Consider the following 14,325-nt stretch of genomic DNA (forward strand, 5'->3'; position numbering starts at 1 on the left):
ATTGTAGCTGAATTCACTAGCATAGTGCCGAAATGTTTGTGAGGACGATTGGGATGTGGGCAACAAAGCGAAGTTTTAACTGTGCCGTTGTCGTGCTGGCACTAGCAGGTGGTTTGCAGGCATGTGGAAACTCTGGTCAGGAACCGCGGGAAAAGACCGAGATCAAACCGGCGCCCAAATTGAGTAATGACGCGACAGCATATGCTCAGCAGGCCTGGAAACTGATCAATCAAGTAGATCCTTATGTATACCGTGCCCAGCGCAATCTGCTTGAAGAGAAAGTGCGTAAACCCGTCCGTCAACTCAGTACCGACTGGCGCATTAACGTCAAAATGACCGACTCGGTAACCGAAGGTAAATATGCCCTGTGTCGTAAGGCTCTGACCAGTTTGGATATTTGGGCTCGTGACATTCTGGAAAATCGTCATGATGTGGCACAGAAGAAAGCAGACTATGAACGGGATAAAGCCCAGTGTAAAAATGCCATCGATAATCCGGCATTAGGCAATACTGATCCGAAAAAGAAAGGTTAAACAAACAAGCCCACGTTTATGTGGGCTTTTTAATCGCTCAAGATCACTTGGTATTGAGGTTTAAAAGGGTGAGGGAACAAAATGTAGAATAGCCGCAATCACCAATAAGGACAGTAAAGTACTTAACATGACCGGTGCCGCACTGCGTTCCGGAATACCGTAAATTTGCCCATAAATACCAAAGGCACTTGCCATCGGCAGTGCCGCCAAAATGATTCCTGCATACAGCATTTGCGGCGTGGTGGCAGGCATTAGATACAGAGCGGTGCCAATCACCAGTGGCATCAGTAACAGTTTAATACTGCACATGATCGTCACATCCTGACCAATTTGCTTTAGATCCAATCCGGCAAGATTGGCTCCAATCACCAGAATCGCCAATGGTGAAGCGGTTGCTGCGAGTGATTTCAGGGAAAAGGCGACGGCATCCGGCCATTGAATGGAGAGCATTGAGCCGATCAGCCCAAAAATAATCGATAAAATCACCGGATTTTTACTGATATTTTTCAGACTTGCATAGCATAGTTCATGCAGGGATTTATGCTGACTGAGACCACTTTCGGCCAAGACCAGCATCAGGGTGAGCATGATGATATTTTCAATCATCAAAGTCATGGCCAGATAAGGTACAGCTGCCTGGCCAATCAATAAGGTTAAAACTGCGGTGCCAATAAAACCGGTATTGGACATTGAACCGCCAAATCCCATCACGGCAGCTTGGGTTTGCGGCAGTTGAATCCATTTGCGGTAGAGCAGATAGGTGCCAAAAAATAACAGCAATGAGCCGATCAGGTAGGCAAAAAAATAGGGAGCTTGCCAGATTTCAGCAAATGGCCGGGTGGACAGGGCATGCAATAAAAAAGCAGGCAGTGCGATTTTAATAATATATTGACTGATCGCCTGAATATGACTGCGTTCCAGCATTTTGAAAAACACACTGCCATATCCAGCCGCGAGAATAATCAAAATAGGAAGAATAACCGCAATAATTTGTTCCATGTGTCCATCGCTTTAGCGTCCTGCAAAGCTGATTATTTCATTCTTTTCGCTGCAGCGGGAGATAAATCAGGTATATCGTTATATTTAAAAAGTAAGGCTGCTGTAGCCTCGCGAGGATTTTAGTGATGCTGTTAAAAAATAAGCTCCGATCGGAGCTTATTTTTTATGCATTTAACTTAGACGTTAAAGCGGAAATGTAAAACATCGCCGTCTTGTACTACGTAAGTTTTACCTTCAAGGCGCCATTTTCCAGCTTCTTTGGCACCATTTTCACCGTTGTACTGCACGAAGTCGTCATAGGCGATACATTCTGCACGGATAAAACCTTTTTCGAAATCCGTATGAATGACACCGGCTGCTTGTGGTGCTGTTGCCCCTACTTTCACAGTCCATGCACGCACTTCTTGTACACCCGCAGTAAAGTAAGTCTGTAAGCCTAACAGTTTATAACCTGCACGGATCACCACGTTCAGGCCTGGCTCTTCCATACCCATTGCTTCTAAGAATTCTGCGCGTTCATCTTCTTCAAGCAGAGAAATTTCAGCTTCGATCTGGTTACATAGCGGAACCACAATCGCATTTTCTTCTTCTGCCAGTTTTTTCACTGCATCCAAATGTGGATTGTTTTCAAAGCCATCTTCCGCCACGTTCGCAATATACATGGTTGGTTTTAAGGTTAATAAACCGTAACCACGCAACAATTTACGTTCATCATCTGATAAATCAGCGGCACGTGCAGGTTTACCTTCATCGAGTAATGGCAGGATTCTTTCCAATACGGCTTTGGTCGCGATAGCTTCTTTATCACCACCTTTGGCTGTCTTGGTCAGGCGCGTAATCGACTTGTTTACGGTGTCTAAATCAGACAGGGCAAGTTCCGTATTGATGGTGGCAATGTCATCGAGTGGGTCAATTTTACCATTTACGTGAATTACGTTTTCATCTTCAAAACAACGAACCACATGGGCAATCGCATCTGTTTCACGAATGTTGGCCAAGAACTGGTTACCCAAACCTTCACCTTTAGAAGCACCTGCGACCAGACCGGCAATATCCACGAATTCCATAGTCGTTGGCAGGATGCGTTGTGGTTTAACAATCGCTGCAAGTTTGTCCAGACGGGTATCCGGCACAGGGACAATCCCGGTATTTGGTTCAATGGTACAGAACGGGAAGTTTTCTGCCGCAATTGCAGCTTTGGTTAAGGCATTGAAAAGTGTAGATTTACCTACGTTTGGTAAGCCGACAATACCACAATTAAAACCCATGAAATGACTCACAACGTGTTATTTAAAAATTGCCGCCGATTTTACATGAAAGTCAGGATAAAGTCAGGTCAGAGCGGGAGGTTTATCTGAACCTGAAGAAAATCAACGGGTTTTGTTAATGGGATGAATCATCCATCGCTTTCTAGATGAATGAGTCGAGAGATCAGAGCCAACATGGGATAAAAGTTAAAAATCAGCGGATCAAAACGAATCTAAATTGCATGATTTTTGAGTGAAAATCACATTGTATTTACCTAGGGGGATGACTACAGTATCGCTATCCGATCATTACGATCTTCTTGGCCTGACCGAATTCTCTGGAGCGATTATGCGTGTGTTGTACCAGTTTCCCTTGTCTCACTTTTGTGAGAAAGCTCGCTGGTTGCTCGATCATAAAGAGCTGGATTACGTGGCACAAAATCTGGTGCCCGGTTTGCATCGTGCCTTTGCTCAATTGAAAACTGGCCAGAACAAATTGCCCATTTTAAAAGATGGCGAACGTTATATCGCAGACTCGACTGAAATAGCCTTGTATCTGGATCAAACTTATCCGGAACATGCCTTGTTGCGTGCTGATCCGAAATTACGAGAACAGGGGCTGGCGATGAACCAATTGGCCAATGAATTGGGTTCACATGTGCGACGCTGGACTCTGGCGCATAGCTTGTCTGAAAGTGATGAACCCTTGGAAATTATTTTGGGGGAAAAAGGCTATTTGCGCCAGTTGGAAAAATTTTCCAAGCCTTTATTAAAAAGCTGGATTTCAAAAAGCTACCGTTTGGATGAGCCTAGTGTTGATCAGTCCAAACAGCGTATGGATGAATTGATCCAGCAACTCAATCAGGTTCTGATTGCCAACCATGGTCGCTATCTGGTTGGGGATCGCTTTGGACTGGCGGATATCGCGGTGTGTGCAATGTTGGCTCCAATTCTGGAACTTGCAGGAACACCGTGGGAAAAAGAGCAGGGCGAAAGCTGCTCATTACCAGCCCAAGCATTTAAAGAGCATTTGCTGAGTTTGCCTTTAGGTCAATATGTACAGCGTATTTACCAGACTGAACGCAATGCCCGTGTTGACTGGCGTGGAGTTTAAAACAACCTGTATCGCATTTTGATCCCGGTAAGCCGGGATTTTTTGTTGGTACACTTCTTTTAAGATGAATATATTTCTAAATTTATTTGTAAAATAGATAAAAAATTTCATTTCATGCTTGGTTTTTTGGAATTTTAGGGAAATAATTCAGAGCAGATGCTGGTACTTTAGACAGTAGGGTGTAAGAGGGATCGAACCGTACAGTTAGGCTCTTTGGGAGAAGAGGACTAGCTTAGGTCCACAAGATGGCGGTTCGGCTTCGTGAGCAAAGGATCCAGAAGTGAATTTGTAAATCTACGGCTGATCCATAACCGTAGGGCGTGAAGTAAACCGAGCGTTTTCCCTTGACCCGGAATATCCTTTCCCAAACTGCCTTCAGATCCATGCTTTAAAAAATAATAATCAATGGAGCCTCGAATGCAACTGGACCGTTTTGATAAACAGATTCTTGAAATTTTGTCCCATGAAGATGTCAATTTAAATGAGCTGTCAGAGCGTATTAATCTCTCGGTAAGCTCGGTGCATCGTCGCATCAAGAACCTGATTGATAGCCAAATGATGAGTCCTGCAAAACATCAGATTAATTTTGCCAAGCTGGGATTTAATTTACATATTTTGCTACAAGTGTCGTTGAGCAAACATGACAGTGAAACTTTTGACAAGTTTCTGGCGGAAATTGAAGATATTCCTGAAGTAATCAATGCCTTTTTGGTCACTGGACAAAGTGCTGATTTTATTGTGGAACTGGTGGCAGAGAATATGGACAGCTATAGTGAAATCTTACTACGCCGTATCGGTAAACTGGATAACGTCGCAGCTTTGCATTCGAGCTTCGTGATTAAAAAATATGACGTGTTTAACTGCTATAAAATGCTACATAAACTTTAAACAATACCTATAAAAAACGCACTCAATTGAGTGCGTTTTTTACTGAAAACGTGTGGATTAGGCATCAAGTTGAGCCAAAACCTCATCAGAGAATTCAACGTTGGTATAGACGTTTTGTACGTCATCCAGATCTTCAAGCATATCAATCATTTTCATGATTTTTTTCGCTTGTTCGATATCCGTGATTTCAGCTTTAGTCGAAGGACTCATCACCACTTCAGCATTGTCAGATTTTAAACCTGCTGCAGCTAAGGCATCTTGTACTTCACCAAATGCTTCTGGGGTGGTAATGACCAGAATCCCATCTTCATCGACTTCGATGTCTTCAGCACCCGCTTCTAACGCAACATCCATGATTTGATCTTCTAAAGAAACATCTTCGAAGCTAATCTCACCACGTTTGGTAAACAAGAAGGAAACCGAACCGTTGGTACCCAAGTTACCATCAGTTTTAGAGAAGCAGTGACGAACATCAGGAACAGTACGGTTTAAGTTATCCGTCATTGTTTCAACAATAACCGCAACACCACCAACACCATAACCTTCATAAGTGACTTCTTTTAAGTCATCATTGTCTTCACCACCTACACCACGTGCAATCGCACGGTTCACAGTGTCACGTGTCATGTTGGCAGCCAATGCTTTTTCGACTACGGCACGTAAACGTGGGTTAGAGGCAACATCACCACCGCCTAGTCGTGCAGCTGTAACTAATTCACGGATGAATTTTGTGAATATTTTAGCGCGGCTCGCATCTTGTTTTGCTTTACGATGCTTTGTGTTCGCCCATTTGGAATGACCCGCCATGCGAAATATGCTCCTGTTAGATAGGCCTGACTGCCAGATCGAATTGCGCAGATTCTACCATAAGCACTTTTTTTGAAGAAAGTACTTCATTTTTAAAATATGCCATGAAAATCGATTAATTTTGCGGTTCAGGGATCGTGATATCCAGACCTGTATGCTCTTTATATAAGCGTTTCATTTCTGCCAAATCATGATGGATTTCACTCGGATAGAGTTTACCGAAAATTCCGCCCTGCTTGGTCTTGCTATTGGCATACATCAAAATGATCGGCACATTGGCGGCTTTGGCAATATGCCAGAACCCGGTGCGAATCGGTTTACGCGCTTCACCCTGTTTAGCACGGGTAGCTTCTGGGGCAATCACCAGACTAAATTTCTTATGCTTCTGAAAAAGCTCAACCATTTGCCCTACGATATTCTGTTTGTTGTGACGATCCACGGGAATGCCACCAATCGCATCTAAGATGGGCTTCATTGGACCTTTAAACAGTTCTTTTTTAATCAGCGTGTGAATTTTAATGTCATACATTTGGAACAAAGCGAGGGAGAGTACGCCGTCCATCATTGAGGTATGTTCAAAGCCGACAATGACCTGTTTATCTTCCAGAATGTTGGGATCGACATCATATTGCCAGCCGGCAAGTTTAAAAGCCGCAGCGCCGATAAATTTTTTCATAGGTAACATAAATCAAGACATAGAAAAAATGAGCGAGTAATTTCTGCTTGTTGACCGCTTCTGTCAAGCCTCTTGATGCATAGAGGATAGATATGCAAACTAATCATCCCAAGTGTCCCAAACACAGCCTATAGAAGCTGTGAATACTCAGCATTGAGTGTTTTTTTATATAAAAGTAAAAAAGTGTAGTGGATAAAATTTATTCATATTTATTTTGTATTAATATTTTTTCTCCTATGACTATTCATTATCCGAATATGGCATTAGACTTTCGTCTAGAACTTTTGGTTCATCATTTTCTTTTCACACTTAAGTTGTAGAGGATAGAGGGGCAGTTAGCATGACATACATCACGGTATCTTCAGTTGCAATGATGATCTTAATGCTTGTTTTACTATGGTCTTTCATCGAGTTTCAGCTTGAGAACCGCAAACAGCGTTAATTTATCGCATAATTTACCTTTAAACTGACATTCATCTCTTTATTGTTTTTGGTCGTTCAAAGTATGTCACTATGATAGAAATTAAGTGCTTAAATGCCCGGTTTTTAACCGGGCTTATTTGTATGAAAAATCAATATATAGGTAAAAAAAATAAATAAGGCTTGGTTAGAGCAATAATTTGTACATTATTTAGCTGTTTTTTGCGATTCTGTCCTGTTTTAACCTGCATAATTTCTATGAAAGATTTTTAAATTTGCCGAAGAAATATCCATCTCAGGAAGGGGGAGTAAAGTAGGTAATTCCCCGAAAAATAAAAGGATCTAAAAGTAGAATTTTCTCTTAAGATACAAGCAGGAGATTCTGCATGAAAACATCTAAATTTACTGACAGTCAGATCATATCTATCTTGAAGCAGGCAGAATATTGCATACCTGTAGCGACCCTTTGCCGTGAAGACGGTATGAGTAATGCCACGTTTTATAAATGGCGTGCCAAATATTGGGGTATGGATACCTCATTGATGGCTCGACTCAAAGACCGGAAGCCGAAAATACCAGACTTAAAAAGATGTATACGGAAGAGCGATTAAAAGCAGAGATCATTCAGGAAGCGATGGCAAAAAAGTGGTGAAGCCATCTTGTCGACGTCAGATGGCTCAACAGGCAGTCGCTCAACATGCCATTAGTATTCGTTTGGCTTGCAATGCGTTTAGTATCAGTAACCTGCTACCGTTATCAGGCTAAACTCAGAGATGACAATGCATTAATTGCAGAACAGCTCATCGAACTTACTGAAGAAAATACAGATTGGGGCTTTGGTCTGTGTTCCTCTTATCTACGTCATGTTGAAAACCATGTTTGGAATCATAAGCGTGTTTATCGTATTTACTGTGAATTAGCACTGAATCTGCGCATTAAGCCAAGAAGAAGGTTAAAACGACACGTACCAGAACCACTCAAAGAGCCAATTCGGGCAAATTAGGTCTGGTCACTGGATTTTATGCATGACCAGCTGATCGATGGTCGCAAGTTCCGATTGTTGAATGTGATTGATGATTACCGTCGAGAAGGTTTAGCGATTGAAGCAGGATTCTCATTGCCCACAATTCGGGTTATTCGTACACTGAATCAGTTATTGGAATGGAGAGAAAAGCCATTAGTTATTCGGTGTGACAATGGCCCGGAGTTTATCAGTCATGAATTTGTACGCTGTGCAACTGAACAAGGTATTCGTATTGAATATATTCAACCAGGTAAGCCACAGCAGAATGCGTATATTGAACGTTATAATAGGACTATACGCTATAGCTGGCTAAGCAAGCATCTATTTGACACACTGGAAGAAGTGCAAGATTATGCAACGAGTTGGCTGTGGCATTACAACCATGAAAGACCACACCAAGCAAACAAAGGAAAGCCACCTCTATTGGCTGCTTAACCTCTACTTTTAACTTCGATTATTTATGGGAGGATTACCTAATATTGACATCGTAGAGGTCTAAGGACTGAGTTTTTAAAGAAATTAACTATAGTAATAACCATAAAGATCAAAGAAACATTGTTGATATAAATCTCTTCCTGCTGAGTTGATTTATAACTCTGTGGCCAAAGAATGCGTAATTTTTGTTGAATTATTGTTAGTAATATTGATAATGTGACAAAATTCATAAATTTGTAAAAAATTGTGATTTTTTTTGCAAACGAGTCTTTCATCTACCATGGTTGGTTAATTACACATGTACAAGAAATTAAGCACAACGCTACTTGGCGCATTAGTTGGATTTATGAGCGCAACTAGTTTTGCTCAACTTACTGATCCTTTCAGTGGTTATGATATTCAACCTGAGATTCCTGCTTCATCTAAAGAAACTTCACATACTGATAGTAATGCTTATGCTGGATTAGTATGGACATGGGGTAACAAACAAGGCTTAAAACCTGATTTCTTGTTAGGCTTTCGTTCACTTCATGTTGAGTCAAGCGACACGGTACAAGGTGGTGATTTTAATGTCCGTGTTAAATACAACCAAGGTTTAAAACTGGATGGTGTACGTTTAGCATATGTGGCTGGTAAACGTAATTTTATGGGTAATTATGGTGTTGGGTATTCATTCACAAATAAAGACTTCCTTGCAACTGTAGCTGGCCAAGGTGACTTCTATCGTTTTGGTACTGATTATTCTTTCAAGAATAAAGCCTTAAAACCTTATGCTGAAATCAACACCCTAGAACGACCTGATGGTATTGAACCAAATGTTCAACCAGGCGGATGTCCTACAGGCTATAGTATCGTGTACTTTGGTGGTTTTACTTATCCGAATGATGGGCCAAATTGTGCAAAACTTGTAGACCCAATTTAATCATTTAATACTTTTAAAAAGCTTCACAAACGTGAGGCTTTTTAATTTTTTGAAATTCAATTTGGTAAAGTTATATTCAGTAATTTTAATAGCTTATCTGTAAGCGTCCGGCTAACTCATCTTACCAAGCTACCCTATAAGCCTTAATTTGGTTCCCACTTAAAAACAAGTGGGGACTTAGTCTATGAGCATGGATTGAATAGCCACCGATTTTGTAGACACCTTTTAGTTAGATATGGACTGCCACCACTCTCCTAGACAAATTTCGTCTATTCTTTTTGCATAGGAGAGAACATTATGAGTGGACAACGATACACCCCAGAATTTAAAGATGAAGCTGTTAAATTGATTACCGAACGTGGATATTCTGTCACTGATGTGGCTGAACGTTTAGGTGTATCACAGCACAGCATTTATAAATGGCTAAAGGCCGTACAGCCTTTACGCAACAACCCTGATGAACATGAACTACTCGAAGCAAAGAAAGAGATCCTTCGTCTTAAAAGTCAGCTTAAGCAAACTGAAGAAGAGCGAGATATCTTAAAAAAGGCCGCAAGGTACTTTGCAAGCCTGCCCGAGTAAAGTATCAGTTTATCCTTGAGTACAGCCATCAATTTAAGATTAAAACGATGTGTCGGGTTCTTAAGATTGCTCGTGCTGGCTATTACGCCTGGCTACATGAACCCGAATCAGGCAGAACAATTGAAGACAAACGGTTATTACAACTGATCCGCTCTTCTTATGATGCCAGTTATGGCATCTATGGTTATCGTCGCATCACGCTGGATCTTAAAGAGCTAGGTGAAAGCTGTGGCCCCAATCGTGTGCTGAAGATCATGAAGAACAATGGCATTGCCGCTGTTCGAGGATATAAAAAGCATAAAAGTTATGGTTGTGGCCGTCCTCCGATTGTGCCACCAAATCACTTAAATCGAGAGTTCGCTGTGAGCACCCCTGATACTTCCTGGGTGACTGATATTACCTACATCCGTACTTGGCAAGGCTGGTTATATCTGGCTGTGGTTCTCGATTTATATTCAAGGAAAGTCATCGGTTGGTCAATGAAACCTACGCTTGCCAAGGATATCGTTTTGGATGCACTTTTAATGGCGGTATGGCGACGCAGACCCAATGAACCTGTGATCATACACTCAGACCAAGGCTCACAATACAGTAGCGGAGACTGGCAGAAATTCTGTCAAAAGCATAATTTAGTTCCGAGTATGAGTCGTCGTGGAAACTGTTGGGACAATGCTGTTGCTGAATCCTTTTTTAGTAGTTTAAAGAAGGAAAGAATTAAAAAGAGGATCTATAAAACACGAGAAATGGCCCGTGCGGATGTGTTTGATTATATCGAGATGTTTTACAATCGAATCAGGCGTCATTCGCATCTCGATGGGATGAGCCCAGAAGCATTTGAGACAGCTTCAAAATGAGGCGGTCTCATGTCTAGGATACTGGGAGCAGTCCAGATCTATATTCTGCAGCACCTCCCGTTGCTAAAAAACGCAGAAAATACAGCAAAGAATTCAAACTCAGCATTGTAAATGCCTGCAAAGACCCTAATACCTCGATCGCCTCGGTCGCACTGAAGCATGGTCTTAATGCTAACCTCGTCAGTCGTTGGATTAGAATCTTCAGTCATCATGATGGTGTCGTGCAGGATCCTGCTCATGTTAAGCCAGCATTTATTGCTTTGCCTTATACAGCTGCGATCAGTCAACCTATTGATGTGATGATCACACTGCACATCACTGTGCCTCATACCAATAACGCGATCCAGTTAAAATGGCAGGCATCAGAAATGCCCGCCTTGGCAGAATTACTCAAGGCATTGGCAACAGATCCGCATCGATGAAATCTGGCTCTCTACCCAACCCATGGACATGCGTGCGGGGATGGATACTGCCATGACTCAGGTGCTGAGAGCCTTTGGCTCGATCAAACCGCATTGCGCCTACCTGTTCTGTAATAAACGTGGCCATCGTATGAAAGTGCTGGTACATGATGGATTAGGTATCTGGCTGTGTGCCCGGCGGCTGGAACAAGGTAAATTTCACTGGGTGCAGGTTCATCAGGGTGAAACCATGGCCCTCAGCCCGGAACAGTTACAGGCACTGATCCAGGGTTTGCCCTGGCAGCGCATTGGACTGCAGCAGGTGGTCACTATGCTCTAAATCAGGCCAGTGCATTCTGCCATTCTCCAAACGTTCTATTTCATTCTTCTCATGACCTCAGGCATACTACGGTCATGAATACGCTGCCCGATTTAAGCCAACTGACCCATGAACAACTGCTGGAATTCACCCGGCAGTTGGCGATGCAGCATCAGTCTCTGGCACAATCAAATCAAGAATTAGAAAAATCAAACCAACAATTGGATGCCAAAGTTCAACATCTTTCCATTCTCACTCAAAAGTACGAGCATGAACTGGCGCTGTTTAAAAAGCACAAATTCGGCAGTAAAAACGAACATCTCACAGCAAAACAGATTCATCTGTGGGATGAGGCGGTTGAAGAAGATATCGCAGCAGTCGATTTAGAATTGGAACGGCTAAATGCAGATAAAACTGATGCAGCGACACAGAAAGCCACAGTAAACAAACCTAAACGTCGACCGCTACCGGATCACCTGCCAACCCTCCGTATCGAGCATGAACCGGCATCAACGCAATGCAGTTGTGGCTGCCAGTTACGTCGTATCGGCGAAGATATCAGTGAAAAACTGAATTTCAGACCGGCACAGTTCTATAAGGAACAGCATGTACGTGGCAAATGGGTCTGTGATCAGTGTGACACCCTGACTCAGCAAGCGATGCCTGCGTATGTCATTGATAAAGGAATCGCTACACCTGAATTGCTCAGCCATGTGCTGGTTTCCAAATACGCTGATCATTTACCTCTTTATCGCCAGCGCCTGATCTTTCTACGCGCAGGTGTTGATCTGTCCAGATCCACGTTATCTGACTGGATTGGCCGCTGTGGTGTGGAACTGGAGCCTCTGGCCAATGCCTTAAAACAGGTGGTGCTGCAACAGCAGGTGATGCATGCAGATGAAACACCGGTCACCATCATGCAGATGGGTGATGATAAGAAAAAACCGAAGAAAGGTTATGTCTGGGCCTATGCCACCACACAGTACAATCCAGTTCAGGCGGTGATCTATGACTTTCAGGATAGCCGTTCTGGTCAGCATGCTGAAGACTTCCTGAAAGGCTGGCAGGGTCATCTGGTCTGTGATGATTACAGTGGTTATAAAGCACGCTTTAGATCAGGCCAGGTCATTGAGGTGGGCTGCATGGCACATGCACGTCGTAAATTCCATGAACTGCATGTGACCGGGAAAAGTCAGGTCGCTGAACAGATCTTAGTGCTGATTCAAAAACTCTATGCTATAGAAGCAGAACTCAGAAAAAAGACCGATGGTACAGCGGAACACCGCCGCGAATACCGGCAACAGCATAGTCAACCTGTGATGCAACAACTATATGAATGGCTCAACCAACATCATCTGATGGTGCCATCGAGTTCTGCCACCGCCAAGGCCATCAATTACACTCTGAAGCGTTGGCCAGCCTTAAGCCGCTATCTGGATGATGGCAATCTACCGATTGACAATAACTGGGTAGAAAACCAGATGCGTCCCTGGGCCTTGGGCCGTAAGAACTGGTTGTTTGCTGGCTCACTGCGCAGTGGTCAGCGAGCGGCGAATATCATGACTTTAATCCAGTCAGCAAAACTGAATGGGCTGGATCCGTATACCTATTTAAGTGATGTGCTGAAAAGGCTGCCGACACACAAAGTGACCCAAATAGAAGAATTACTACCACACCGCTGGAAACCTGAACCGAATTAAAAAATAGCTATGGGGTTCAGCGGACGCTTACGCTTATCTCAACCAACCTACATATCCTTATAGTCCAGAAAATTTCACAAAAGAATCCTAAATTTAAAATTTTCTCATTTCTTTTATGTATTTGGCTTTATAGCCACCAAGCACAATATCTTCAATGGCATTCATCGCTTCACGTAGTTTTTTATCACTCACTTGAATGTAACCAGCAGTCACATCACGGTCATCATCTTCTTTATGGTTGAGTAACCGTTTGATTGTGTAGCGCCCATAATCTAGATTTTCCGCAATAGAGCCAAATGTCCTTCTCAAATCATGAAAGGTGAAGTGTATCCCGCATGATTCATTAATCTTATTTCTTACTTTTGAGATATTCACGATATGGCCAGCAGTAGACTTGGCGGAAGGGAAGACCCATTCACCTTGGATCTGACGTCTGCGTTTCTTCATCAGCTCAAACAGAAAGTCACCCATAGGTAGGGTGTGTGGTTCGCCATTCTTTGGATCTATAGACGTAATGTGACCATATTTGAGATCAATGCTGCTCCATGCAATGGATTCACATTCATCTCGGCGGAATCCGGTCAAAATCAACGTGAGTAGAAAGTCTCTGTTGGTTTCATTCTTCTGGCCACGATCCGAATATTCAAAGACTGCTTTGATCCAGTCTGGCAGCTGATCCTCATTGATATAGCTCTTTCTTCTTTTGATTTTATTCCATGCATTTTTTGCAGTAAGTGTTTTAACCGGGTTATGAGCATCTAAAAGTGGTTTATCGTTTTCATCTAAGTAATGCTCAACGGAATAGTTATATATAGCTCTGAATACTCGCATTGCCATATTTGCCTGGGCCATACTTCTTTTTGACAGCTCGGTATGTTTTTGCTGAATCATAGATCTGGATATTTCATCCAGCTTGATAGCCTTCCAGTCATCCAGATAGTTATTTAGAACGATCTTATAGTCAAAAAGCGTACGTGGCTTTAGGTTCTTATGTTCAAAGTAATTCTCGAACGCTTCTTCAAGTGTTGGCTTTCTTTTTGATAAGTCACTTTTAGCTTTCTCATCTGCAATGGCTTTTCGTTTTTCCTCATTTGGATTGATGCCTTGTGACATCTTAGCCAGCCTTTCACGGGCGATTTCACGCGCCTGGACAAGGGTAAGGTTGCCATGTAGACCAATGGTAGACCGTACTGTTTTGCCTAGAACCTTCTTCTCAACGATGTAAGTTTTATATGAAGCATTCACACGGATAGCAAAGCCAATTAGCTCACTGTCACGATAAATCGCCGGAACCAATTCAAGTTGGTCAATAAATGACTTTGTTAGCTTTACTCTTGATGACGACATGGCTAGAATCGCTTATTGTTTGCAACACTTAGCAATATAGCACAATAGATTCTAGCG

Annotated in this window: 12 protein-coding genes and 2 pseudogenes; 9 read left to right on the forward strand and 5 right to left on the reverse strand. The window is 42.6% G+C overall.

Annotation, left to right across the window (positions count from 1 at the left end):
• Positions 1–53 precede the first annotated feature (53 nt).
• A complete protein-coding gene (locus PGW99_RS04365) occupies positions 54–533 on the forward strand; it encodes a hypothetical protein (RefSeq protein WP_273778931.1) in 480 nt (159 codons plus the stop codon).
• A 60-nt stretch (positions 534–593) separates the two neighbouring features.
• Here PGW99_RS04365 and PGW99_RS04370 read toward each other — a convergent pair whose 3' ends face one another.
• Positions 594–1,532: an AEC family transporter gene (locus PGW99_RS04370; protein WP_273778932.1), complete on the reverse strand. Its 939-nt coding sequence runs from the start codon at positions 1,530–1,532 to the stop codon at positions 594–596.
• Between the two features lie 176 nt (positions 1,533–1,708).
• Complete coding sequence (gene ychF, locus PGW99_RS04375; RefSeq protein WP_273778933.1) at positions 1,709–2,800, reverse strand: redox-regulated ATPase YchF; 1,092 nt, start codon at positions 2,798–2,800, stop codon at positions 1,709–1,711.
• A gap of 328 nt (positions 2,801–3,128) precedes the next feature.
• Here ychF and PGW99_RS04380 point away from each other — a divergent pair, with 328 nt between their 5' ends.
• Together PGW99_RS04380 and PGW99_RS04385 are read left to right on the forward strand one after the other, a co-directional pair.
• On the forward strand, positions 3,129–3,893 hold the full coding sequence (locus PGW99_RS04380; protein ID WP_273779429.1) for a glutathione S-transferase family protein: 765 nt from the start codon (positions 3,129–3,131) through the stop codon (positions 3,891–3,893).
• Positions 3,894–4,310: 417 nt separating this feature from the next.
• A complete protein-coding gene (locus tag PGW99_RS04385) occupies positions 4,311–4,781 on the forward strand; it encodes an Lrp/AsnC family transcriptional regulator (protein WP_273778935.1) in 471 nt (156 codons plus the stop codon).
• Positions 4,782–4,838: 57 nt separating this feature from the next.
• On the opposite strand, the gene PGW99_RS04390 is transcribed toward PGW99_RS04385, so the two are convergent.
• Positions 4,839–5,588 (reverse strand): YebC/PmpR family DNA-binding transcriptional regulator, encoded by a 750-nt coding sequence (locus tag PGW99_RS04390; RefSeq protein ID WP_273778936.1) that lies wholly within the window; start codon positions 5,586–5,588, stop codon positions 4,839–4,841.
• A 115-nt stretch (positions 5,589–5,703) separates the two neighbouring features.
• Positions 5,704–6,264: a 1-acyl-sn-glycerol-3-phosphate acyltransferase gene (locus PGW99_RS04395; RefSeq protein ID WP_273778937.1), complete on the reverse strand. Its 561-nt coding sequence runs from the start codon at positions 6,262–6,264 to the stop codon at positions 5,704–5,706.
• 806 nt (positions 6,265–7,070) lie between these two features.
• On the opposite strand from PGW99_RS04395, the pseudogene PGW99_RS04400 reads away from it, so the two are divergent.
• From PGW99_RS04400 to tnpC, 6 genes and pseudogenes are all read left to right on the forward strand, one after another.
• Positions 7,071–8,143 (forward strand): annotated as a pseudogene (locus tag PGW99_RS04400) (IS3 family transposase).
• A gap of 298 nt (positions 8,144–8,441) precedes the next feature.
• Positions 8,442–9,065 (forward strand): hypothetical protein, encoded by a 624-nt coding sequence (locus PGW99_RS04405; protein ID WP_273778938.1) that lies wholly within the window; start codon positions 8,442–8,444, stop codon positions 9,063–9,065.
• 297 nt (positions 9,066–9,362) lie between these two features.
• Positions 9,363–10,501, forward strand: a protein-coding gene (locus PGW99_RS04410) for an IS3 family transposase (protein WP_100223103.1) whose coding sequence is annotated in 2 segments (ribosomal slippage) — positions 9,363–9,621 and positions 9,621–10,501 — 1,140 coding nt in all. Because the reading frame shifts where the segments join, the coding sequence is not laid out codon by codon here.
• A gap of 35 nt (positions 10,502–10,536) precedes the next feature.
• Positions 10,537–10,923 (forward strand): annotated as a pseudogene (locus PGW99_RS04415) (transposase); the annotation flags it as partial.
• A gap of 1 nt (position 10,924) precedes the next feature.
• Positions 10,925–11,242, forward strand: coding sequence for an IS66 family insertion sequence element accessory protein TnpB (gene tnpB / locus PGW99_RS04420; protein ID WP_443098217.1), 318 nt, complete (start codon positions 10,925–10,927; stop codon positions 11,240–11,242).
• Positions 11,243–11,316: 74 nt separating this feature from the next.
• Complete coding sequence (gene tnpC / locus PGW99_RS04425) at positions 11,317–12,921, forward strand: IS66 family transposase (protein ID WP_273778941.1); 1,605 nt, start codon at positions 11,317–11,319, stop codon at positions 12,919–12,921.
• Positions 12,922–13,014: 93 nt separating this feature from the next.
• On the opposite strand, the gene PGW99_RS04430 is transcribed toward tnpC, so the two are convergent.
• A complete protein-coding gene (locus PGW99_RS04430; protein WP_273778942.1) occupies positions 13,015–14,268 on the reverse strand; it encodes an integrase family protein in 1,254 nt (417 codons plus the stop codon).
• Positions 14,269–14,325 lie beyond the last annotated feature (57 nt).

Source organism: Acinetobacter sp. GSS19 (genome assembly GCF_028621895.1).
GTDB lineage: Bacteria > Pseudomonadota > Gammaproteobacteria > Pseudomonadales > Moraxellaceae > Acinetobacter.